This window comes from Neobacillus sp. FW104-15D2 (genome assembly GCF_058790155.1).
In genome coordinates, this window is the sequence record NZ_JBYTCJ010000031.1 from 1 (window position 1) to 24,348 (window position 24,348).

General features: G+C 41.0%; 24 protein-coding genes and 1 pseudogene. 20 read left to right on the forward strand and 5 right to left on the reverse strand.

What is annotated here, in order from left to right:
* The coding region (locus AC3WR0_RS20430) for a group II intron maturase-specific domain-containing protein (protein ID WP_492554010.1) at positions 1–400 on the forward strand (400 nt) is incomplete at its 5' end.
* A gap of 197 nt (positions 401–597) precedes the next feature.
* The gene (locus tag AC3WR0_RS20435; protein WP_492554011.1) at positions 598–1,095 is read left to right on the forward strand and encodes a P-loop nucleotide/nucleoside kinase family protein; all 498 of its coding nucleotides are present in this window, start codon (positions 598–600) and stop codon (positions 1,093–1,095) included.
* Between the two features lie 162 nt (positions 1,096–1,257).
* Here AC3WR0_RS20435 and AC3WR0_RS20440 read toward each other — a convergent pair.
* Positions 1,258–1,614, reverse strand: a pseudogene (locus AC3WR0_RS20440) (IS110 family transposase); the annotation flags it as partial.
* A gap of 461 nt (positions 1,615–2,075) precedes the next feature.
* Between AC3WR0_RS20440 and AC3WR0_RS20445 the strand changes: the two are divergent.
* From AC3WR0_RS20445 to AC3WR0_RS20490, 10 genes are all read left to right on the forward strand, one after another.
* Entirely contained in the window at positions 2,076–2,276 is a 201-nt protein-coding gene (locus AC3WR0_RS20445) for a hypothetical protein (RefSeq protein WP_492554012.1), read from the forward strand.
* Positions 2,277–2,985: 709 nt separating this feature from the next.
* Entirely contained in the window at positions 2,986–3,642 is a 657-nt protein-coding gene (locus tag AC3WR0_RS20450; protein WP_492554013.1) for a helix-turn-helix transcriptional regulator, read from the forward strand.
* A gap of 1 nt (position 3,643) precedes the next feature.
* Positions 3,644–4,732: an alanine racemase gene (locus AC3WR0_RS20455; RefSeq protein ID WP_492554014.1), complete on the forward strand. Its 1,089-nt coding sequence runs from the start codon at positions 3,644–3,646 to the stop codon at positions 4,730–4,732.
* A gap of 14 nt (positions 4,733–4,746) precedes the next feature.
* Positions 4,747–5,118, forward strand: coding sequence for a RidA family protein (locus tag AC3WR0_RS20460; protein WP_492554015.1), 372 nt, complete (start codon positions 4,747–4,749; stop codon positions 5,116–5,118).
* A 216-nt stretch (positions 5,119–5,334) separates the two neighbouring features.
* The gene (locus tag AC3WR0_RS20465) at positions 5,335–6,705 is read left to right on the forward strand and encodes an ABC transporter substrate-binding protein (protein WP_492554016.1); all 1,371 of its coding nucleotides are present in this window, start codon (positions 5,335–5,337) and stop codon (positions 6,703–6,705) included.
* A 58-nt stretch (positions 6,706–6,763) separates the two neighbouring features.
* Positions 6,764–7,660: a carbohydrate ABC transporter permease gene (locus tag AC3WR0_RS20470; protein WP_492554017.1), complete on the forward strand. Its 897-nt coding sequence runs from the start codon at positions 6,764–6,766 to the stop codon at positions 7,658–7,660.
* Between the two features lie 12 nt (positions 7,661–7,672).
* A complete protein-coding gene (locus AC3WR0_RS20475; RefSeq protein WP_492554018.1) occupies positions 7,673–8,551 on the forward strand; it encodes a carbohydrate ABC transporter permease in 879 nt (292 codons plus the stop codon).
* Positions 8,551–9,531: an N-acetylglucosamine kinase gene (locus tag AC3WR0_RS20480; protein ID WP_492554019.1), complete on the forward strand. Its 981-nt coding sequence runs from the start codon at positions 8,551–8,553 to the stop codon at positions 9,529–9,531. The genes AC3WR0_RS20475 and AC3WR0_RS20480 overlap by 1 nt, the downstream gene beginning before the upstream one ends.
* Positions 9,528–10,859 carry a 6-phospho-beta-glucosidase gene (locus AC3WR0_RS20485; RefSeq protein ID WP_492554020.1) on the forward strand — a complete coding sequence of 444 codons (1,332 nt, stop codon included), beginning with the start codon at positions 9,528–9,530 and terminating at the stop codon, positions 10,857–10,859. The genes AC3WR0_RS20480 and AC3WR0_RS20485 overlap by 4 nt, the downstream gene beginning before the upstream one ends.
* A complete protein-coding gene (locus AC3WR0_RS20490) occupies positions 10,853–12,457 on the forward strand; it encodes an N-acyl-D-amino-acid deacylase family protein (protein ID WP_492554021.1) in 1,605 nt (534 codons plus the stop codon). Before AC3WR0_RS20485 ends, AC3WR0_RS20490 begins: the two co-directional genes overlap by 7 nt.
* Before the next feature lie 886 nt (positions 12,458–13,343).
* Here the strand turns inward: AC3WR0_RS20490 and menC are convergent.
* The 4 genes from menC to AC3WR0_RS20510 are packed head-to-tail and all read right to left on the reverse strand — an operon-like array spanning position 13,344 to position 17,876.
* Entirely contained in the window at positions 13,344–14,456 is a 1,113-nt protein-coding gene (gene menC, locus AC3WR0_RS20495; protein WP_492554022.1) for an o-succinylbenzoate synthase, read from the reverse strand.
* A 3-nt stretch (positions 14,457–14,459) separates the two neighbouring features.
* Positions 14,460–15,611, reverse strand: coding sequence for a M20 peptidase aminoacylase family protein (locus AC3WR0_RS20500; protein ID WP_492554023.1), 1,152 nt, complete (start codon positions 15,609–15,611; stop codon positions 14,460–14,462).
* Between the two features lie 17 nt (positions 15,612–15,628).
* Positions 15,629–16,420 carry a MurR/RpiR family transcriptional regulator gene (locus AC3WR0_RS20505; protein ID WP_492554024.1) on the reverse strand — a complete coding sequence of 264 codons (792 nt, stop codon included), beginning with the start codon at positions 16,418–16,420 and terminating at the stop codon, positions 15,629–15,631.
* Between the two features lie 22 nt (positions 16,421–16,442).
* On the reverse strand, positions 16,443–17,876 hold the full coding sequence (locus AC3WR0_RS20510) for a YfcC family protein (RefSeq protein ID WP_492554025.1): 1,434 nt from the start codon (positions 17,874–17,876) through the stop codon (positions 16,443–16,445).
* A 456-nt stretch (positions 17,877–18,332) separates the two neighbouring features.
* On the opposite strand from AC3WR0_RS20510, the gene AC3WR0_RS20515 reads away from it, so the two are divergent.
* The 8 genes from AC3WR0_RS20515 to AC3WR0_RS20550 all read left to right on the forward strand — a co-directional run bounded on the left by AC3WR0_RS20515 (position 18,333) and on the right by AC3WR0_RS20550 (position 24,330).
* A complete protein-coding gene (locus AC3WR0_RS20515) occupies positions 18,333–18,893 on the forward strand; it encodes a histidine phosphatase family protein (protein ID WP_492554026.1) in 561 nt (186 codons plus the stop codon).
* 544 nt (positions 18,894–19,437) lie between these two features.
* Positions 19,438–19,761: a hypothetical protein gene (locus tag AC3WR0_RS20520; protein ID WP_492554027.1), complete on the forward strand. Its 324-nt coding sequence runs from the start codon at positions 19,438–19,440 to the stop codon at positions 19,759–19,761.
* A 398-nt stretch (positions 19,762–20,159) separates the two neighbouring features.
* Positions 20,160–20,582 carry a MarR family winged helix-turn-helix transcriptional regulator gene (locus AC3WR0_RS20525; RefSeq protein ID WP_492554028.1) on the forward strand — a complete coding sequence of 141 codons (423 nt, stop codon included), beginning with the start codon at positions 20,160–20,162 and terminating at the stop codon, positions 20,580–20,582.
* Between the two features lie 62 nt (positions 20,583–20,644).
* Positions 20,645–21,058, forward strand: coding sequence for a DoxX family protein (locus tag AC3WR0_RS20530; protein ID WP_492554029.1), 414 nt, complete (start codon positions 20,645–20,647; stop codon positions 21,056–21,058).
* Positions 21,059–21,167: 109 nt separating this feature from the next.
* Complete coding sequence (locus AC3WR0_RS20535; RefSeq protein WP_492554030.1) at positions 21,168–22,106, forward strand: ring-cleaving dioxygenase; 939 nt, start codon at positions 21,168–21,170, stop codon at positions 22,104–22,106.
* A gap of 12 nt (positions 22,107–22,118) precedes the next feature.
* Entirely contained in the window at positions 22,119–22,736 is a 618-nt protein-coding gene (locus AC3WR0_RS20540) for a flavin reductase family protein (RefSeq protein WP_492554031.1), read from the forward strand.
* Positions 22,737–22,774: 38 nt separating this feature from the next.
* Positions 22,775–23,719, forward strand: a complete 945-nt coding sequence (locus AC3WR0_RS20545) for a ring-cleaving dioxygenase (RefSeq protein WP_492554032.1) — start codon at positions 22,775–22,777, stop codon at positions 23,717–23,719.
* Positions 23,719–24,330: an alpha/beta hydrolase gene (locus tag AC3WR0_RS20550; RefSeq protein WP_492554033.1), complete on the forward strand. Its 612-nt coding sequence runs from the start codon at positions 23,719–23,721 to the stop codon at positions 24,328–24,330. The genes AC3WR0_RS20545 and AC3WR0_RS20550 overlap by 1 nt, the downstream gene beginning before the upstream one ends.
* Positions 24,331–24,348 lie beyond the last annotated feature (18 nt).

Below are 24,348 nucleotides of genomic sequence, written 5' to 3' on the forward strand. Positions count from 1 at the left end.
TGATTTCCTCGGGTTTACACACTATTGTGGGATAAGTAAACACGGGAAGTTCCGAGTAAAGAGGAAAACCAGCAGGAAGAAAGTCCAAGGCAAACTAAAAGAAACCAAAGAATGGCTGAAGAATAACAGGAATAAAGATATTCATACCATTATGGATAGATTTAAACGCTCACTGATAGGTTACTACAACTATTACTGCATCACAGATAATACCCAGACTGTCAATAACTTCAAAGAGAAAATCGAGTATTTACTATTTAAATGGCTAAACAGAAGAAGTCAAAGGAAGTCCTTTACTTGGGATAAATTCAGGCTCTTTCTTAATAAATATCCACTTCCTTCACCTAGAATCAAAGTGAATATTTATGATTTAAGAAAAGACATTAACTACATTCTGTGAATGATGACTTGGAGGAGCCGTGTGCGTTAATAGCGCAAGCACGGTTCTGTGAGGGGGGAGGAGCACAATCTACCGAAAGGTAGAAAGGCTCCCTTCTACTCGACTTGTTAAAGAAGGAATATATATGAAATTGGTAGAATAAGTAAATTGGATATAAATCTTAACGTCTAAATATTACTAAGAGGAGGTTAAAAAATATGAAACAATTGGGGACACTATACTTTTTCTGTGGAAAAATGGGAGCTGGAAAATCAACTAAATCAAAACAATTGGCGATAGATAAACAGGCGGTACTGTTGTCTGAGGATGAATGGCTTTCATCTCTTTATCCTAATCAGATCGCATCATTTGATGACTATCTCAAATTCTCAGTGCAACTCAAACCGTTGGTGAAAAAGCATGTCCAAAACATAATAAGTGTCGGTACAGATGTCGTGATGGATTTTCCAGGCAACACTCAAAAACAGCGAAAGTGGTTGTTGGGGATCGCGTCAGAGGTCAATGCAAGCCATCAACTAATTTTCCTTAATCTAAATAACGAGCAATGCTTACGTCAAATTGCACAAAGGCGTAAAGAACAACCTGAAAGAGCAGCTTTTGACACGGAAGCAGTGTTTATTCATGTTACTAGTTTTTTTGAAGCACCAGAGGCATTCGAGTGTTTAAATATTTTAGAGTTTAGCGGAAAAGAATAACAAAAGTTCAATTATTCTTCTGTATTGAGTACCTTTTGTTCTGGGAGGTGCTCTATATTATACTAAATGAAATGTGAGTAAGAAAAGTTTCAATGTATATACGTTAAAATCGAAGTAACTTTCTTTTAACCTGGGGGAAACTCATTTACAAGAATTAAGGACTATTACATCTGAAACAACAGAACCTAGCTTAATGTTCGCTCCTTCTAACACCTTTTGAATTCGATTGTGCTGCCTAGCACGTTCTTCGATAATACTTCTACGATACCTTACTAGTTCACGCAGCTCACGTTGATTACGGTCAGGAATATAACTGGCCTTGAGCAGTCCATGACGAAGTAGTTTGGCAATCCATTCTGCATCTTTTACATCGGTCTTGCGACCTGGAACAGTCTTCATGTGTTGGGCATTGACAACTAAAAACTCAATTTCCTCAGCTTCTAGTAGATTTACAATAGGCTTCCAATAAACACTGGTGCTTTCCATCGCGACGTGTGTGCAGCCATGTGATTTAATCCAAGGAAGGTCGATGAACTATGGTGCGTTAGAGCCCATCCGTTAGTCTGACTCCAACGACCACGGTGCACCACTGACTGTCGCTCCCTTACGGGAAGCACACATGGTAGATTAATCCCATTCTGGTTGCTGCACCAGCCTCTAATTATTTTAGAGCCGTTGAAAGGATGTTTTCAATGGATATAGTCATTGAAAGAGCATGCGGTATGGATGTTCATAAGGACAACATTACTGCTCTCCCAGCCGTAGAATCAGTATTGACGGATTGAATCCATTTTCATTCTCTGTGGTGAAGCGAGATTTTTTGCGATTCATGGATGGCTAACGGGGCTTATGTTAAAGATGGGGTGGCTGCGGATATCCCTTTTCTTATTGCGCTAACGGGCAGGTTACTTGAAGTAGGGGTTTTAATTCATATTGAAGGATATATAATTTAATTCCTATTTAAAAAGGGGTTTTTATTTATGATGAAATTTTTAGAATGGCTTGGCTTCTTTATTTGTTTAGCCTCTTCCATAAGCAACGGTATAATTCGGAGTTATACCTTATCTGATACTTTTTGGTCAAAAGTTACCTTTGTTGGGATGTTTATTGGCGGAATTATTGCTTTTATTCCTTTCTTATATAGAAAATTGGGAAACAAAGCAAAAAGCAAAAATTTATAAAAAAACATATAATTTGAAAGCAATATTGTGAAATAATGTACTTAAACTATCGGGTGCTTTAGTTGAATAATCCCCGCAACATCGTAAGTATGCAAAGAATGAAGGATAGCCGTTTCCGGTTTTTTTTATTTCCCGTCTAATTAAATTTGAAAAGTTGTAACAACAGCTCCGGTCAAGTCCAGTTTGAAACGGTACACTTAACTTAGATAGTAGGAATTATATAGAAGAGTATCAAACCAATGAAGGGTTTGTTTTAGCTGTACGCGGCAGAAGAATGTACAACCTGAAAAGCGATCCGGAAAACGTTGAATTTGTTGTTCTTTTAATTGTAGTTGCTTCCTTATGAACAGATTTATACATAAAGAGACCGATAAGATATCGGTCTCTTTATGTATAAATCTTTGTATAGGTACGTGAATTTTAACTCCATTCCGGTCAGGCGTAGGCTGCCTGCTCTTTTTAACGTAAATCGGCGGAATCATCATTCCGAACGCAGCTTGGATTGGAAAATTGTTTTAATAAAAAAAGCCCTGAATCATCAGGTTTTTTTACATGCATTTATCGAGTGTTACTTTTAAAATATTTGTCGAAAGATTACGAATATTTTTTATTGCGGGCTGTTTCACGAAGCGTTATGATGGAGGCGAGATAGAATATTAAAAATTTTTAGACTATATAAAAATTATTTTGCATAAAAGGAGGAGGACTCATGGAAAATGTGAAGCTGGACAGTGAATTTTTGCATTCCGTCATGCAGTGCATTGCCGAACAATTCGGCAAAAATTGCGAGGTGGTGCTTCACGATTGGACAAAAGGATATGAAAGCACCATCGTCGCCATTGAAAACGGTCATATCACCGGAAGAAGAGTAGGGGATTGTGGAAGCAACCTGGGGCTGGAAGTGATGCGGGGCACAACCGGAAATGGGAACCGCTACAATTACATCACCCAAACCAAAGACGGAAAAATTCTCCGGTCCTCTACGGTTTATCTTAGGGATGATAAAGGAAAAAACATCGGCGCTCTTTGCATGAATCTGGATATTTCCGATTTTTTAATGGCGGAGAAGACACTCCGGACCATCACCATGCATAAATTCGATCAGGAAGTAAAAGAAGTATTCGTGAACGATGTCAATGAATTGCTCGATTTTTTATTGCAGGAATGCCAGCAGGAAATTGACAAGCCTGTTTCACATATGACAAAGGAAGAAAAGACAAGAGCCATTCAGTTTCTCGATCAAAAAGGGGCGTTCCTGGTGAAAAAAGCAGGGGACCGGGTGTGCCAATTTTTCGACATCTCCAAATTTACGCTTTATCAAATCCTCGATGAAGTTCGTGCGGTGAAAAGCGAAGGAGGCATGTAATATGATTCAGACACTAGATACGCCTGCTGTGATAGTCGATTTGGATATTGTGGAACGAAATATCAACAACATGGCTGATCTCGTCAAAAAAGCCGGTTTGAAACACCGCCCTCACATTAAAACACATAAATCTGCCTTTTTAGCCAGCATGCAGAAACATGCTGGAGCAAAAGGCATTACGTGCGCCAAGCTTGGGGAAGCGGAAGTGTTTGCCGAAGAAGGGTTCGAAGACATCCTTTTGGCATTTCCTGTCATCGGGGAGAGGAACCTGACGCGATTTGAAGCTCTTATGAAGCAAATCGACATCAAAACAGTCGCAGACAGCCGCGAAGTGGCGGAAGGGTTATCTGCCGTGGGGGAGAGAATCGGCAAAAAAGTGTCGGTTTACATTGAAGTGGACGGAGGCATTCAGCGCTGCGGACGTCAGCCCGGCGAGGATACCATTTTATTCGCAAAGTCGATTGCGGATCTTCCTGGCATCGAAATCATGGGAGTCCTTTCCTACGCCGGTCAGATATATGGCTTGAATGATCAAGAAAAGATACGTGAGATGGCAGAAGAAGAGGCACAGACGCTCGCGGGTACCGCCAAAGCTCTCCGGGAAGCAGGATTTGATATCCGCGAAGTGAGCGGCGGCTCGTCAATCTCATCCAAATTTGCAGGCAGTATGCACGGCATAACAGAAGTGCGCGCCGGAAATTACATCTTTCATGACCAGGCGCAACTGGCAACAGGACTAGCCACAGTCGATGAATGCGCGCTTCGTGTGATCGTGACCGTCGTGAGTGCTTCCGCACCAGGACGTGCCGTCATTGATGCTGGTTCCAAAACTCTCACATCCGATACCGCTGCTTTTGCAAAGGGTCACGGATATGTAGTGGAACATCCGGAAATCGAAATCTACAAATTGAATGAAGAGCACGGGTATCTCCGTTTCCCGAAATCCCTGAAGCTTTCCATCGGTCAGAAATTGACGGTGATCCCGAACCATTCGTGCATGATTCCGAATCTTTGCGACGAACTAATTGCCGTACGCGGTGAAAAAGTGGTTACAACTTTCCCGGTCAGTGCCCGGGGGAAGAATAAATAAAAGGAGAGATTCGCATGAAAAAAGAAATCAAAACCCCTTTAGCACCGATGCCGGTGGCATCATATTCACAAGGAATTAAAGTAGGAAATACCGTTTACGTAGCAGGACAGGGTCCACTGAATGTTCAGACAGGTATCGTACCACAAGGTATGGCTGACCAAACGAGACAAGTGCTGACCAATATCCAAACCATTTTAGAAGCTGGCGGAGCAGGGATGAAGGATGTCGTAAAAGTAACCGCGCATCTTCAGGATTTGGCTGACTTTGAGGAATACAACAAAGTGTACGAGGAATTTTTCCCGGCTCCTCATCCGGTCCGCACCACGGTTCAAAGCGGTCTTGCCAACATTCTTGTCGAAATGGATGTCATTGCTGAAATCGAGTGATAAAGATGGGTATGGATGTCGTAACCTTTGGGGAAACAATGGTTCTGTTTGTTCTATCATCAAACGGACCCCTCCGTTTTAGGCGGCGATTGTGACGTGATCAAAGAAAGAGCGGCATGGTTTGTCAAAACCGTTCAAGAGGCGAGGAAATAAACGACTTATAATGAATCAATTCATATGAAACTATTCCAATACAAAAAGGTAGGCGAAACGAAAATGAAATTATTCCCGTTCAATGTGTTAACCAAAAAGAAAGTGTTTTCACTAATTCTGGCAGGCGGTTTGACAGCTTCCCTTGCCGCATGCGGAGGGGCGCCAACCAATTCAACTACTGGTTCATCGACCAAAACAGCAACCAAAACATCAGAACTCGACTGGAACAAAACGAGTGACCCGTCCTTGAAGGGGCAGACGGTTACGATCCTTTGGGTAAACACGCCTGGACCTGACAGCTCTAAGTCGCAGCTGCTAAAAGAATTCACGAAAGAAACGGGAATAAAGGTCGTAGAACAGGGCGTGGATTATAACTCCTTGTATTCCAAAATCACGACCGCTGCGATGTCCGGTTCGTCTGATGTCGACTTATTCGATATGGACACCATCTGGTCTGGTCAATTCTACAAAGCAAAGATTACCGAAGACTTAACCAATGTGGTCCCAAAATCATTCCAAAATCTTTACACGGATTCGGCTTTGACTTCTGTTATCTATGAAGGACACCTAATGGCATTGCCACAATATTCTTCGACGACTCACTTCTACTACAACAAAGACATGTTGGCAAAAGCGGGTATTTTGGCTCCTCCAAAAACGTGGGATGAGTTTACAAATGATGCCCAAAAATTGAAAGCAAAAGGAATCTACGCATTAGGCGGAGCATGGAAACAGGCAGAGAACCTGAGCATCAGCTTCATCACGTTTGATTCCGCTTTCGGAGGAAAGCTTCTAGACGAAAAGGGTAAACCAACATTCAATGATGAGACAGGCGTAAAGGCGCTGCAATTCATGGTTGATATGTATAAGAAAGGATACGTTGCTCCAGGAAGCGTCCAATGGTCTGGATCAGATGAAAAAACCGCATTTGCGGCTGGTCAATTTGCCATGACTGCGAGCTTCGAAGGGCTTTATCCGATGTTGAACGACCAGACGCAGTCGAAAGTGGTGAACCAGACAGATGTAACGTTAATCCCTGGCAATGGCAAGGATGTGGTTTCCACTTCTGTAACAGGAACGGAGGGTCTCGGCATTTCCACACACAGTAAACATAAGGAAGCTGCGCTCGCGCTCATCAAATGGATGGAAGGAAAGCAGTATCAGTTAAAAGAATATACAGGCAACGGAGACTTCCCAGCGACAAAAGAATTGTATGACAGCCCAGATTTCCAAGCCGCCGATACAAGCAAAATGGCAAAGAAACTATCTGAACAGTACAAATACGCGGTCAATCGACCTAGCGTACCAGGATATGTCGAATGGGCGGATACCTTAGCCGCTGAATTGCATAAAGCGCTGCTCGGTCAAGAAACGCCTAAACAAGCTTTGGATACATCTGCTCAAAAGATGAAGGATATCTTGGCAAACAATTAATTCTTGAAGCGGGCGGTTCGATTTTGAACCGCTTTGCTTTTTTTAGGGAGGAACGTCTATGCTTCAGCGGATTTCGAAAGCAAAAAAGCGTGATTGGTTATTTGCCTTTTTGCTCATTCTTCCGGCAGTTGTCATTCTTTGCAAGATTTTTATTTACCCCATCTATGAAACGGTCATCTGGGGTTTTTATCATTATAATTTGATGGATGGCAGCGACACGAAATTTACGGGGCTCGCAAATTATACAGATATTTTCCATTCATCCGACTTTTGGCTTGCCTTCAAACGGACCTGGCTGTTCACCTTGGTTTCTGTCGCGGTTGAACTGGTTTTCGGTTTCTTCTGCGCGCTTCTTCTGAATGAAAAATTTAGAGGGCAATTGTTTTTCCGATCACTCATCATTATCCCGTGGGCGCTTTTAACCCTTGTAAACGGACTCTTGTGGGATTGGATCTATCAGCCTGGATACGGGGCTTTCAGCGTGATTTTGCATAAATTGCACCTTCTTGGTCCTCACCAGAATCCCGTTTGGCTCGCGACATCCGATAACGTGATCTTGTTTGCGGTCATTGCCGACATTTGGAAAATGACGCCGTTTATGACACTCATGCTGCTGGCAGGGTTCCAGTCCATTCCTGAAAGCTTGTATGAGGCGGCGATGCTTGACGGTGCAGGATTTTGGAAAAAAATACGCTATGTGACGATCCCTCAACTCATGCCGACGATCTTGATTGCGACGATTCTTCGGATCGTGGGAGCTTTCAAAGTGTATGATGTTTTGACGGTATTTACCGGGGATGCGACCACATCCGTTTCCTATCTAACCTACAATTATGGATTCCGGTATTTTTACCTCGGGAAGGCATCGGCAATGGCATTGGTCCAAACCTTCTTCGTCCTTATATTAGCCGTTATTTATATTGTGCTCTTGAAGCGCAATACAGAAAAACAATAAAGGGGTAAAAATATGAATAAATGGTATAAAGCAAAGAACAATAATTTGATTCCCCCATTTTACTTATGGATCGGTCTTTTTCTTTTTGCCTGTTTTACCTTGATCCCATTTCTTTATCTATTTCTATCTTCCATCTCCCAAACAAGGGATTTGATCAGCGGGAATTTGCTCCCGTCTCATGTGACATGGAGCAATTTTAGTTCACTGTTCCGGAATGGTTCCGGGGATTTTATTCCGGCGCTGAAAAATAGTGTGATTGTCGGTGTCATGACGGCGATTTTTACCCTTGTGATTTCGATTTTGGCATCATACGCCTTTGCGAGGGTTAGTTTTCCGTTTCGAATGACTGCTTTATTCATTATCTTAATCATGCAGATATTGCCCGCCATGAGCATTATTGTGCCGGTTTACATGATGATGCGTAACGGAATCGATTTGGGATTTTTTACGACACCGCCGCTTCTCGATACACCATGGGCATTGATTATTATCTACACGACGATTTCCCTTCCTTTTGCGATTTGGCTTTTGACCGGATACTTTCAAGCGATTCCGAAGGAATTAGAAGAATCGTCGATGGTGGATGGATGCAATAAATTTCAGACAATGGTGAAAGTCATCCTGCCACTTGCGATGCCAGGCATTGCCGCTACCGGTATTTTTGTGCTTTTAAATGCATGGGATGAATTTACCTTTGCCAGTGCCTTGACCGAGACGACCGCCTCGAAGACGCTCCCTGTCATTATCCGCGAATTTATCGGCAAGAACAGTTTGGATTGGGGTCCGATGACGGCGGGAGGATTCATCGCATCTCTCGCGCCGGTCATCATCTCCCTCTTCTTTTACCGGCATATTGTGGGCGGACTGACCGCGGGAGGAGTGAAGGAATAATGCGCTATATCATGGGAGTTGACGGGGGCGGCACAAAAACGCTCTCCGTCATTGTCGATGAGAACGGAACATTCATCTCATCCGGAAAATCGCTCGGAAGCAACCATCAATCCGTTGGAATCGAAACAGCATCGGAGCGGATCAGCGCCTCCATAAGCGAAGCGCTAACAAGGGCAGGACTCACACACTCCGATATCTTGTTTTGCCAGTACGGTCTTGCCGGGGCGGATCGGGATATCGACTTTTCGATCCTTCGCCCGGCGCTTGCAGCGTTGCCATTTAATAGGTGGGAAGTCGTATGCGACACCCTTGAGGGGCTGCGCGCCGGAACAAACGACAATGTCGGGGTTGTGCTCATCTGCGGAACCGGAACCAATGCGGTCGGACGGAATCAATCCGGTGAGACGGTTCAGGTTGGAGGAATCGGCGGGTATCTTTACGGGGATGCAGCAGGGGGAAGCTTCCTTGCGACGGAAACCTTTCGCGCCGCCGTACGCTCCTGGGACGGAAGGATCGAGGAATCTATCCTACCTGCAGCGATCGCTGACTATTTTGGGCAGCCTTCATTTGAAGCGCTGGTGAATGATTTCCTGGACCGAGACGTCAGGAAAGTACCAAACGATTTATCGGTCGTTTTACACCAATTAGCAGAAAAACGCGATAACGTCGCTATTCACATTCTCCAAACATGCGGGCGTGAGCTTGGTCTATCGGCACGAGCAGTCGTTCGGAGGCTCAGAAATTTTCCGGAGAAAATCCCGGTTGTCGCTGTTGGTTCGGTTTTTCAAAAAGGAAAAAATAAGCATTTGCTCGCATCACTAAAAGCATGCATGAAAGAGGAGTTCCCGGGAATGTACCTTAAGGTTCCGGAAATCGAACCTGTTTTTGGTAGCGTCATGCTCGGGATGGACGCGTTAGGCATCTCGGTAACAGAAGACATGCACGATCATTTTAAAAGAATTGGAGAGGGTATATCATGAGAGGTATAAAAATGGCAGTCATCGGCGGAGGTTCTTCCTACACACCGGAATTGGTGGAAGGGATCATCAAGCGGCATCATGAATTTCCGGTAAACGAGTTGTACCTCGTAGATATCGAAGAAGGACGGACCAAGCTTGAAATCAATGGCGCCTTGGCAAAAAGAATGGTCGGAAAAGCGAATGTGCCAATTCATATCACCACAACCCTGGACCGGAGGGAAGCGATCAAGGATGCTGATTTTGTTTCGACACAGCTTCGCGTGGGGATGCTCGATGCTCGTTCAAGGGATGAGAAAATCCCCTTAAAATATGGTCTGATTGGACAGGAAACGACCGGTGCCGGGGGATTCGCGAAGGCACTACGTACTATTCCGGTAATCTTGGGGATTTGCCGCGATATGGAGGAACTTGCCCCAAATGCCTTCTTGATCAACTTCACGAATCCAGCTGGGTTAGTAACAGAAGCGGTATTAAAGCACAGCAAGATTAAGACCGTAGGGCTGTGCAATCTGCCGATCGGTAACCGTATGAAGTTTGCTAAAATGCTTGATGTGGACGTCAGCCGGATTGAAGTCGAAATGATTGGAATCAATCATTTGACCTGGACGACCAAAGTATGGCTGGACGGGAAGGATGTCACCGAAAACGTAACGGACACCCTCATTAACAGCAAAGGACAATCCGTGAAAAATATCCCGAACTTTCCTTGGGACGGTGACTTTGTCCGTTCGCTTGGGGCGCTTCCTTGCGATTATCACCGTTATTATTATCTGCGCGAAAAAATGCTTGAAGATCAGCTGAAGCAACTCGCCGAAGGCAGAACCCGTGCGGATGACGTGAAAAAAGTCGAAGCGGAGTTATTCGGACTGTACAAGGACCCGAATCTGTCCGTGAAACCGAAGCAGCTCGAGCAGAGGGGCGGCGCCTATTATTCGGAGGCGGCATTAAACCTCATGAGTTCCATCTACAATAACAAGCGGGACATCCAGACAATAAATGTACGGAACAACGGCGTGATTCCATGCCTGCCGGATGATGTGAGCGTGGAAGTGAACTGCGTGATTGGGTCGGAAGGCGGAATTCCGGTTCAACTTATGACAAAACTTTCTCCGCAGATCAGAGGGCTTCTACAAGTTGTGAAAGCCTACGAGGAACTGGCAGTCGAAGCGGCAGTAACGGGTAGCTACCATGCTGCACTGCAAGCATTAACAATTCATCCTTTGGTAGGGTCGGCTAACATTGCCAAGAAGGTATTGGATGAAATCCTGTCGGCAAATGAAGCTTATCTTCCATTATTTGCCCGTATAGGTGAAAAAGCGACATGTTAGATCTCATCATCAAAAGCGGAAAAATCGTCGATGGGACAGGGAACCCATGGTTTTATGGGGATGTCGCCGTCAAGGACGGCAGGATTGTTCAAGTCGGTAAGGTAGACCAGGAAGCGCGCAAAGTAGTGGACGCGAAGCATCAGGTTGTCGCACCTGGATTCATCGATGGTCACTGCCATTCCGATTTAATGATCCTGAAGCACCCGGAGAGCGAAATAAAGCTCCAGCAAGGCGTGACCACAGAAGTGGTGGGAAATTGCGGAATCGCACCCGCGCCGATCTTTGGGAGGACAAGCGGGCTTCTTCATGACTATGTCCAGCCGATCCTGGGGAATTTTGAATCCCGCTTCAACTGGAATACGGTTGGCGAATACCTGGATTTTGTCCAAGGGTCATCCCCGTCCGGGAATATCGCGACTTACGTGGCGCATGGTGCGCTCCGAATTGCCGTCATGGGATTTGAAAACCGTCCGGCAACCAAGGAGGAATTAGAGCGGATGAAAGAATTGCTCGAAGAAGGACTGAAAGCGGGAGCCATCGGATTATCGCTCGGTCTTATGTATGTTCCCGGAAGCTACTCATCAAAAGAAGAAATCGCGGAACTCTGCAGCGTTCTTCCGAAATATGATGGATTACTTTCAGCCCATGTCCGCGGGGAAGGGAAAAGCCTGATCCCTTCCTTAAAAGAAGTCATCTGGATTGCGGAAAAAAGCGGGGTAGCTTTTCAGTCCAGCCATCTCAAATCAGCCGGTAAACGGTACTGGGGGCAAGTCGAGCAGGCAATGGAAATGATCGAGGACTCGAGAGCGAAAGGTCATGACATTACAGCAGATGTCTATCCTTATACCGCAGGCTCCACATCCCTGACGACCGTCCTTCCTCCGTGGGTGCTTGAAGGCGGAATCGGCGCCACCCTTGAGCGGCTGAAAGACAAACAGGTTCGGAAGAGAGTCGTAGAAGAACTCGGGGAAGAACAGGATTCGTGGGATAATTTGGTTTGTTCAACGGGCTGGCAGGCGGTTGTGATTTCCGCATTGGTATCTGAAAAAAACAAACACCTCGAGTCCAAAAGCATCCTTGAAATAAGCGAAATGAGGGGAATCGATCCGAGGGAGTGCGCCCTTGATTTATTGCTCGAAGAGGACGGGAAGATTTCCATCGTTTATTTTCATATGGCAGACCGCGATGTCGAAAAAGTCATCAAGTGGGACCATTCACTGTTCGTTTCCGACAGTCTCACCTGTGAAACGGGAAAACCGCATCCACGCTTATTCGGAACGTTTCCGAGGATTTTCTCGACCTATGTGCGGGAAAAAAGACTCCTCTCCCTTGAAGATGCGGTCCGGAAAATGACCTCATTCCCTGCGAGACGGTTTAAACTCGGAAAACGCGGACTGCTTCTTCGGGATTATAATGCGGATATCGTGGTCTTTAACCCGGATTCTATATATGATACAGCTACCTATCAGGACCCGATGCAATACCCTGACGGGATCAGCCACGTATTCGTGAACGGGGAAAAAACCATCCAATCCAAAACGCATACCCATGCATGCAGGGGTGAAATGGTTAGAGCATTGAAAAACACGACTTTTTGATGTCGATTTTTTTATGTTTTGTTAATTATCTCCTATTTTCATAAACCTCTTCACTTCAACACTAACCCAAGATGTGAAGTGTTGTACTTAAAGTAACGGGTAGCATATGTTAGTAAAGGAGTTGCTGTGGCAACTCCTTTTAGGTTATTCAGTTAAAGGGACAGATAAGTTTAAGTAGATATTAAATATAAAAAAAACCACTCTGAGTGTTCTGTGATGGAGAGTGAGGGAAACGTTAGGATATAAAAAAGACACTGGGGGAGCCAGTGTTGAAGAACTTACCATTTTAAATACTAAACGTATCATTGTATTTAAAGTTTGTCTGTGAAAATTTCGTGAAACTGATTTCTTCAACGAACGTGGCAGGTTAATTCAATAAGAAAAACTATATATTTTTATCGCATAAGACCCCTACTACCTATTACCGAGGTTTATTATGAGAGGTAGAGAATATGTTTAGATTACGTAGAAAATGTTTTTATATGAATATAGGATGATGAGGAAAATATTTAAACCATTTTAGAAATAAATTTTAAATAATCCGCCAATAACCCCTACGGTTTAGGAGGAAATAATGTGAAAAATATTCCCAAAAGTGTTAAATGGCTTATTAATGTTTCCTTGAAAGCGTATGGTTTCTATTTAACTATTGTTGCATTTATCTTTTTTATAATTTTTGTTTATGCCTTGATAGATTTTTTTCGTTAATGAACAGTACGCCAATACTGCTGATTATTTCAGCACCTTTGCTTATTGTGCTAACGGGGCAGTTTAGTTGAACAAGAACCATTATTATAACAGGGTTTGCTCGGTTCACGACAAATCAATTCCGTATCACCACACTATAAAAAACCTGTATACCAAAGGGGATACAGGTTTTAGCAGATTAAAAACTAATGGTTTCAATCAGCTTTTTATTTAATTTATTTCGATTTACCTCATAGCCAATTCCAAAACCTTTAGGAACCTTTATGATTCCATCCACCATGGTTACCTCTGGATCAATGATGTCCTCGTCCCAATAGTGCTGTGATGGAGCGGTATCACCTGGAATTGTGAAATTAGGTAATGTGGTGATTTGGATATTCAGCGCTCGGCCAATACCAGTTTCAAGCATACCTCCGCACCATACTGGAATGTTGTTGCTTTGGCATAAATCATGGATTCTAATGGCTTCTTGTAAGCCGCCGACACGACCGATTTTAATATTCACAATCTTGCCGCTGCCTAGTTCAATGGCTTTCTTAGCGGTTTCAAAGCTATACACACTTTCATCTAGACATATAGGTGTTTGAAGACCTTTTTGAAGAAATGCATGGTCGATGATATCATCATGTGCCAATGGCTGTTCAATCATAATCAGGTTAAACTCATCAAGCTTTTTCAAGTGGTTCATATCGTTTAAGGTGTATGCAGAGTTGGCATCGGCCATTAAAGGCACATCAGGAAACTTTTCGCGTACGGCCATGATATATTGAACATCAGCGCCCGGTTTTATTTTAACCTTTATTTTTTTGAAGCCTTCATTTAAAAACTGCTCTACCTTATTGACTAAATGGTCAGGAGTGGGTTGGATGCCGATACTTTTTCCTACTTGGATTCGATCTTTTACTCCGCCGATCAATTTGTATAAAGGTTTTTCATTTTTCTTTGCAAAAACATCCCATATGGCTGTTTCAATTGCAGACTTTGCCATATTGTTTCGTTTTACAAACCGAAACATATCAAACACTTCATTAGGGTGTGCGATATTTTTTTTCAGAATGGTTCGAATCAAAAACTTCTTCAGCATATGCACGGCTGTATAAGTCGTTTCTTCGTTATAATCAGGCTCATTGAAGGTAACGGTTTCTCCCCAGCCAGTGAGGCCCGATTCATCCACGACTTCTACAATGCAGACTTCCTTCGACCTCATGGTCCCAAAACTGGTGGTAAACGGAGTTTTTAGTGCTACATCAATAATGTGAAGGTTTACTTTCTCAATCCGTATGGGCTGCATCCCCTAATCCTCCATGCTGTGAAGTTTGATAATTTCGGTAAAAATGTTGATTCCGTTAAATAATGAATCAATATCAAAATGCATGTTAGGGTGGTGTAAGCCTGGTGCTAGATCACATCCTAATCCAATCATGGTTGCTTTTAAGTTCGGTACATTGACTTTATAAAAATGAAAGTCATCTCCTCCCGGGGTAACGATTGGCGGAACTAATTTGTCGTGTCCTAGCACATTCACAATGGCTTTAGCCGCAAACTGTTGTGCTCCTTCACTAGATTCAGCAGCAACAATTCCATAATCATCTGTTACTACAATTTCTGTTTGATATAGTTCTCTTGCATTGTGAATAATATCAAGCACACGCTTGTGCAATACATCCATCAGTTCGTTGCTTTGAGCTCTCATATCGATAGCTAAAGAAGCTTTGCCAGGAATGATATTGGTATTTCTTCCACCTGAGATAAACCGTGTTACTTTTGCAGAGTGCGGAATATTCGGGTCAAAATACAAAGAATGGATTGCATTAATAATGAAGGTACCAATTTCAATGGCGTTTTGTGTTAAATGTGGTCTTGCTCCGTGAGCATCTTGGCTATTAATCTCAAATTGGACTGACCGTGTCGCACTGTGTACGATAGAGGGTGCCGCATATCCACTCCGTAATTCTTGTATTGGGCGAAGATGGATGCCATATAAGTACTCCACATCATCAACTGCACCTTTTTCTACTAATTTCATTGCGCCTGCTCCAACTTCTTCTGCTGGTTGGAAAATAAAGCGGACACCCACTCGTTTTTTTAGCTCTTCATTTTGTTGAATATTCCATAAAACTCCTAATACGGTTGTCATATGCGCGTCATGTCCGCAGGAATGGTTTGCCTGCATTTTTCCATTTACCTCTTGATACAAGGCATCCATATCGGCACGAATCGCAATAATCGGACGTTCACCGCTAAAGTTTCCAATATCACCAATAACTCCTGTGCAGTCATCAAATGAAACTACGCGGTGACAGCCCGCATCTATTAGCAATTGTTTAGTATATTTAGTAGTTTCCTTCTCTTCCCAGCTAAGCTCTGGATTTTGATGCAGATGATTGAAAGTTTCATAGATCTTCTCTTTAAAGACTTTTGTTAAAGTTTGAGTTTGAGTTTCCACTTCACCCATCCCTTTCTTTATTTAATGTAATACCTGCTGACAGGGTTCACTGCTTCTAACTTTTCAACTTTTTGAGCCATATGGAGCAAAATCGTATTTAAAAGGGAAAAGGTCACGGGTCCTTTTTCCAAAATAGACTTCTGTGCAACTTGAATCGATAAAACGTAATCTCCTAAGTGACTTATAGGGGAGAGTGCAGAATCCGTAATAATGATGACGGTGTTCCCGTTTGCTTTTGCTTCTTCTGCAATTCTGATCGACTCCAAGGCATATCGGTAATAAGAGAAGATAACGACGCAATACTCTTTTCCTTTATGCTTAATACCTGTGTCTGTATCAGGACGATGCAATGACACTTTATTTAATAAACCATCAAGAGTATAGGAAAACCAATGTGCATATGAAAAAGACTGATAGTATCCTACTATTTTAATTTCCGTTGCCGAAAGAAGTTTATCAACAATTTGTTCTGCAATTCCCCAATCGATATTGGAAGTTGCTTGTTGAATATTTTCAGCATCTACCTTCATAATGCTTTCGAATGAATTGTTCTTTATGCTAATATCGGAATCCCGTTTTAAGGAGAGCATGGAATGCTGAACATCCAATTGCAATTCGCGATACCCGTGATATCCAATTGCTTTGCAAAATCGAATGACCATCGTTTCACTCGTATCCAGTGTTTCTGCACTTTTTTTGGCAGAATAGGTGGCAAAGATAATAGGATTCGATATTAGTGCTTCTGCAATCTTTTTTAAACCTTTTGTCAGATTGGGATAACTCTCTTTTGTTCTTTCGTAATAATTCATATAACACCTACTTAACAAATGATCAATGTGGCCCCCAGCCAATTGCAACTCCGATAGCAAGGATGATTAAACCTATTACAAACCACATACCGATTAATGGGAGTACAAATCGTACCCATTTACCATAAGGGATGCCGCTTGCCGCTAACACACCCATTAAAACACCGGATGTTGGGTTAAAACAGTTGACTACACCTTCACCAACCATAACCGCTTGGATGGCAACCTGCCTAGTTATATGCATTAGATCGGCAAGTGGTGTAAGAATTGGTACTAATACTACCGCCTCTCCGCTTCCGGATGAAATAAAGAAGTGTAATAAGGCACTTAATAGATACATTCCAATAGCACCGAAGAATGGGTTTAGGCCGTGTAACAAATTTGCTAGGGAGTTTACGATGGTATCTAATAGATTCCCTTCTGTTAATACTACAGAAATGGATCTTGCCATTCCTACAATTAACGCGCCGTATACAAGATTTTGACAGCCACCTACAAAGGTTCTGGCAATCTCATTAATTTTTAAACCGCCGATAACACCCGCTAGAATGGCGATTAAAATAAATGCTGCTGACATTTGATTGTCAGCCCAACCTAGTTTAAAGGCTCCATATACATATATGATTAGTAATAAAGTAGTGACGCCCAAAATAAGTTTTTGTTTGCCAGTGAATGGTGTTTTTTCTGCTTTATCAGAAGCTTCAGCAATACTTTTGTCTGGGAACCAATCGTCGCCTAACAAACTTTTGTTAGTCTTTTTTAATTTTTTTGTGTAGAAATATAAATAAGCAATGGTGACGGATATAAAGGCAAGATAGTTTATAATCCGGAGTCCCATTCCCGAAAACATTGGAAGTTCTGCCATCTTCTGCGAAACTCCTAATGGAGTAGGGGATAGGAATTGTGAGTTAAATCCGGCATATGTGCCTAGGTAGATGACAGCAGCACCAACCAGCGCATCCCATTTGAGTGCTCTCGCAACAAGTATCCCAAGTGGAATAAAGCCGATAACGGAGTTCACTACAATACCTGTGGTTCCTAAGATAGAAAATAAGAATCCAACAGCAGCGATAAATATTAATTGTTTGGTTTTAAATTTGTCAACAACTGAATGAATAAGACCGTTAACGGCACCTGTTTTTTCAAGAACGGCAATGGTACCGCCAGTAAACATGACTAGAAAGATAATAGAAGCTGAGGCAGCCATTCCTTCAGGGATAGCTGATAAAAATTGAACAAAGCTGACCGGTGTTTGGGCAATATGATGATAACTGCCTGGTATAACAACCGTGATATCACCTTTTAAAACTCTCTTAAATGCTCCTGCTGGGACCACGTATGAAGCAATGGCTGCGACAAGTGCTATGGTCAACATAAGCACATATGCATCTGGACGTTGAAAACCCTTCTTCTGCTTTCCTTCAAACGCTGGTTCTGGTCGTGGATTTGTTTGCATCTTGTTCCTCCTTATTGTCTTTAAAAAAGTAGTGATGTAAAAATATTTAAACTATTCTAAAATTAAAAATAATTATATTAAATGATTTCCTTTATTTCAATATAAAATGAATGAAAAACTTTATTTTTTTGAAAATGATTAGGAGATTAGAGTATTTAATTGGGAATTTGGAAAAGGGTAATCTAGGTAGCGGATAAGACTAAAAGGTATTTGTAAGAGAAATATGAATGGCGTTGAAGGTCGTGAAGGATATGAGAAATTAGATAACTTTTCTATTAAACTTAAGAGGAGGTTAGTTGAACAAGAAGGCGGATTCAGATGCTAAGAAAAAAGACTAGGACTATGATAGCCTTTTTCTTATTCGACTAACGTGGCAGGTTAGTAGAACAAGGAAAAATGTTTACAAGACGTTAAACTCATAATTCATAAAGAAAATTATATAGGAGAGGGACAATTTTGCTTACCAACTTGTATTTTGTACGACACGCTCATTCAACATATACACCTGATGAATTTAGAAGACCCTTATCAGAAAAAGGTGTTGCTGACGCAAAAAAAATTACTCAAATTCTGGAAAAAGAAAATATGGATTGTGTGATTTCGAGCCCTTTCAAAAGGGCAGTTCAAACAGTCGAAGGAGTTGCAAATATTTTTGGTAAAGAAGTAATAATTGATAAATGTTTTAGGGAACGGAAATTGTCTGGAAGTCCTGTCGAGAATTTTGATTTAGCTGTCACAAAAGTTTGGGAAGAACCTACTTTTACTTGGAAAGGAGGAGAATCCAATATTATTGCTCAGAAACGGGGAGTGAAAGCAACTTTTGAGGTATTAAAAAGGTATGAAGGTAACAACATTGCAATAGGAATGCACGGTAATATAATGGTTTTAATAATGAATTACTTTGATAATAAATATGATTTTGGTTTTTGGAAAGAACTTGATATGCCAGATATTTATAAATTAACTTTTGATGGGACGACGCTAAAAGAAGTAAATCGAGTTTGGACTAAGTCATAATTTAATGGTAAATCCAATTTGCTAATATCAGGAATTAAGGAATTAATAACATTATTAGTAGGATATTTAATTTGATTGTGAATACATACACTTCAAGTAAAGGGGGCTCATGTGAAGTAAGAGAGGTGCTGCGACAGCTTTTTTCTTATCAGCTAAAGGAGCAGCATTCCTGCAATGAAAGAAAATGGAGTTTGAATAAAAAAATAACCTCTTGGTAGAATGAGAGAGTCCCAAGCCCGACAGCGAAAAGGACAAAACTCACATACCATAGGTTAGTGGGTGACAGCACTTTTTCCTCATAAATTCCAATTTTTATCCTTTCATGTGATAATTCCCCAACTATTACACGTTTACCGGAACGAAAACTACTATGAAAATCTAAGAAAACAGCAGAAAATGTGAGATTTTCTTTTCTTTATTGAGGGAGCTTAGTTGAATATATTTTTTCACAGAGACGCATTTTTAACAGACTTCAGTTGTATATATTGGTAGATGGTAAGGAAAAAGAGGGGGGAATATTATTAAAATTTATGTTTTTTTTGCCTTGATTGTAGCTGTTACTCTATGTTCCTATGCGGGATTTTCATATAAAAAGGCAGATACCAAAATAGTACAGCCTAAAATATCAGATAAACAGGCACACGATATTAGGGAATTGGCATGGAACTACATTCCCAAGGATGAAATGCCCCATATAGTAGGTAGTTGGAAAGATGCAACAATTATTAAACGAAAATTAGAACACTTTAATAAGAAAGAAGTTTATATTGTTAGTTTTCCTACCAATGAAAATCCCACCATTGGTGATTATGTTATCTATATGGATTTCAACACAAAGAGATATTTAGGGATAGGGATAAGGGACTAAATAACAAGGTTGTTGTTCAATTAACGGGTGGGTTGTTCCAGGAAGGATTTAATGTATATATGGAGAAAAATAATATAGAATATGCTTTAATTGGAAGGAGACAATATGAAATTTAAAGAGGTACATGAAATTTTTTGTATCTGGGTTGAACTATTGTAACATAATCGAAAAGTTCGACTCCAATAAGGAAAACAACAAAAGTATGTACCATTCTTAAAGTCAGTGGAAAGGAACAGTGTATATATTCAATTACATTTATTCGACAATATGCAATAGTGAAAGAAAAAATAATTTGTAAACTAAAATAAATAAGCTATTGACACCAAAGAAAAAAAATATTAATATTATCTCATATTCGAGATATCTTAATTCGAGATTTCTTGAGGAGGTGAAAATTAATGGAGAGGAAATGCAATAACTTGCCCTTTCTGATATTAATGCAAACATCTAAAGCCATTCATGATCGAATAAAGGAAGAAATGACAAACAATAAGCTTAGTATTACGGAATTTTCCGTTTTAGAGGTACTTTATCAAAAAGGAAAACAAACAATTCAACAAATTGGAAATTGCATATTGGTCTCAAGTGGTTCGATGACCTATGTTATAGATAAACTAGAACAAAGAGGTTTATTAAGCCGTCATGCCTGTCCAGATGATCGCCGGGTGATACATGTGACATTAACTGATGATGGTAATGAATTGATGAACGAAATTATGCCGAAATATCATGAGTTTGTTCATCAAATGTTTGACTCATTAGATTCTGATGAAGCAGAGACATTGGTGCAGCTTTTGAAAAAAGTAAGGAAAAAAGTTTAACCTTTCATTTTTTAATACATTATCTCGAATTCGAGATAAATAACATTTAGGAGGATTTTCAGATGATAAATATTGGTTTATTAATCATACGTTTGGTAATTGGTTTACTATTTGTGGGTCATGGTGCTCAAAAATTGTTTGGTTGGTTTAGTGGTTATGGGTTAAAAGGTACCGGTGGTTGGTTTGAATCCATTGGAATGAAACCAGGCGTAACCGTGGCTCTTTTTGCAGGATTGGCAGAACTTATTGGGGGGATTTTGTTTGCATTAGGACTTTTAACCCCACTTGCAGCAATTTTGATCGCAGGAACCATGATAATGGCTATCATAAAAGTACATGCTCCAAATGGATTATGGGCAACAGCAAATGGATATGAATATAACCTAACATTAATTGCGGTTGTTATTGGTATTGCCTTAATAGGTCCTGGTCAATTTGCTTTAGATGCATTTTTATTCTTATATATCTCAAATTAGAGATTCTTAACTTAAAACTAAATATAAAAATGCTTGAACTATCGAAGTTGGTACAAAATTAGTTAATAACTTTCTTTATAAATTTCACCTTAAAAAGGAGTGTTAAAAAATGAGTAAGAAAACAATGGGTATCCACCATATCACGGCAATTGTTGGTCATCCCCAAGAAAATGTTGATTTTTATGCAGGAGTATTGGGTTTACGATTAGTTAAGCAAACGGTCAATTTTGATGATCCGGGAACTTATCACCTTTATTTCGGTAATGAAGGTGGTAAGCCAGGAACAATCATAACATTCTTTCCGTGGGCAGGAGCTCAGCAAGGAATCATTGGTGATGGTCAAGTAGGAGTCACTTCTTATGTAGTTCCGAAAGGAGCCATGGAGTTTTGGCAAAAAAGACTAGAAAAATTTAATGTTCCTTACACAAAGATGGAGCGTTTTGGAGAAGAATATTTAGAATTTGATGATCCACACGGCCTACACTTAGAAATTGTTGAAAGAGGAGAAGGAGAACTCAATACTTGGACTTTCGGCGGTGTAACGCCAGATGTTGCTATTAAAGGTTTTGGCGGCGCTACTCTATTATCGACTCAACCACACAATACAGCAGATTTGTTAGAAAAAGTAATGGGACTTGAATTCATTGGAGAAGAAAAGGACTTCATCCGTTTCCGTTCTTCAGCAGACATTGGCAATGTTATCGATCTAAAGTTAATTGCAATTGGACGAGGGAAAATGGGTGTAGGAACAGTTCACCATATTGCATGGCGAGCTATTGATGACGAAGATCAATTGGATTGGCAAAAGTATATTGCGGCGAATGGATATGGGGTCACTCCTGTTCAGGATAGAAACTACTTTAATGCCATTTACTTTAGAGAACATGGAGAAATACTTTTTGAAATTGCCACTGATCCTCCAGGATTTGCTCATGATGAATCACAAGCGACCATGGGTGAAAAATTAATGCTACCAGAACAGTATGAAGCTCATAGAGCAAAATTAGAACGAGAATTGATACCGATTGAAGTAAGAGAACTAGACTGAATTTAGAAAAGGATGATTTTTTTGATTTCACTTGATCCAGCCTCGATGTCTGAAAGAGAAAATTATAAATTTCTAATAGGAAGTATCATTCCTAGACCAATTGCTTTCGTAACAACCATATCAAAAGACGGTGTTTTGAATGGTGCACCATTTAGTTATTTTAATATCGTGTCATCCAATCCCCCGATGATTTCGTTATCTATTCAGGGCTCAGTGGGGAGACAAAAAGATACAGCAAGAAACATCATCGAGTCCAAGCAATTTGTGGTCCATATCGTTGACGAACAAAATGTTGAAAAAATAAATAAAACAGCTGCGAGCCTTCCTCCTGATCAAAGTGAGATTGAGTTAGCGAACTTAACACCCGTAGAAAGTGTAAAAATTTCTGTACCAGGTGTTAAGGAGGCGAAAATTCGAATGGAATGTTCATTAGAGCATTCCTTGGAATTGGGTGGCACGGATACGCCTGGTTGTGAACTGATTATTGGAAAAGTTGTTCAATTTCACATAAATAGCGACATTTATGAAAATGGAAGAATTGACCCAAAGGGCTTAGCTGCGGTTAGTAGATTGGCGGGCAATAATTACGCTAAAATTGGTGAGATTTTCGAGATTGAAAGACCTAAATAATCCCTTAAAAATCCCATTGTTGAAATGGAGAGGAAAAAATGCAAAAAACAGCAGGTATTCATCATATAACAGCCATGGTTAACGATGCTCAACGAAACATAGACTTTTATGCAGGTGTACTTGGGTTAAGACTCGTTAAAAAAACCATTAATTTTGATCGTCCCGAAGTTTATCATCTTTATTTTGGAAATGAAACAGGCGAACCGGGAACAGTAATTACTTTTTTTCCATGGGCTAAGCAGTTAAAAGGTCGTATTGGATTAGGGCAGGTTGGTGTGACCAGTTATGCTATACCGCAGGGTTCGGTAACATTTTGGGAAAATCGATTGCAGAAATTCGGGGTTGAGTTCACTTCATCAGTTCGCTTTGGTGAGAACTATTTGAAGTTTAACGATCCTGACGGACTCCAATTAGAACTGATTGAACGAGATGAAGGTCCAATAAATAATTGGAGTTTTGGAGGAGTTCGACCAGAAAACGCCATTAAAGGATTCGGTGGAGCTACTTTAATCTCAGCGCAACCAAACAAAACTGCTGATGTGCTTGAAAATATATTAGGGCTGGAATGTTTGGGGGATGAATCCGGCTTTCTTAGGTTTAAAGCGGATGCGAAGGTTGGAAACACGATTGATATTAAATTGACTCCTTCGGTTCGTGGTCTTATGGGAGCTGGTACGGTTCACCATATAGCATGGAGGGCAAAGGATGAAGAAAGTTTTCTAAAATGGAGAACACTTCTCCAAGATAAAGGATATTATCCTACAGAAATTCGTGATCGGAACTATTTTAAAGCAGTGTATTTCCATGAAGAAGGAGGCATCCTCTTCGAAATAGCAACGAACCCACCAGGATTTTCAGTGGATGAACCAGTCGCTGAACTTGGAAAAAAACTAATGCTGCCATCATGGTTAGAGTCAAAACGTGAAGAATTAGAAAATACCTTACCTCAGGTGGAGGCGCGTGTACTGGAGGGGGATAAATAATGAAACATATATTCAATAAGGGTCAAGACCCAACAAAACCAACGCTGTTATTGCTTCACGGAACAGGTGGAAATGAATTAGACCTTTTGCCTATTGCAGGAAGAATTGATGATGAGGCGAACGTTTTAAGTGTTCGTGGTAATGTATTAGAAAATGGATTGCCTCGCTTCTTTCGAAGATTAGCAGAAGGAGTCTTTGATGAGAAAGACCTGGTCTTCCGAACAAAAGAGTTAAATGAGTTTCTTGATGAAGCAGCAGAAAAATATGGTTTCGACCGTGATAATATGATTGCGATTGGTTATTCAAATGGAGCGAATATTGCAGCCAGTTTATTATTTCATTATCAAAATGCATTAAAGGGTGCGATTCTTCATCATCCAATGGTACCAAGAAAAGGTATTGATCTACCCGATTTATCTGGTAAGTCAGTGTTTATTGCTGCGGGAACGAATGATCCAATCTGCTCGCCAATGGAATCTGCTGAATTAGAATCTTTATTAAAAAATGCTAATGCGAAAGTTGAACTCCATTGGGAGAATAGAGGTCATCAATTAACCTTTGAAGAGGTTGAAGAAGCTGCAAGTTGGTATCGCAGATTATTTAACCAATAAAAATAAGATTTAAATCGG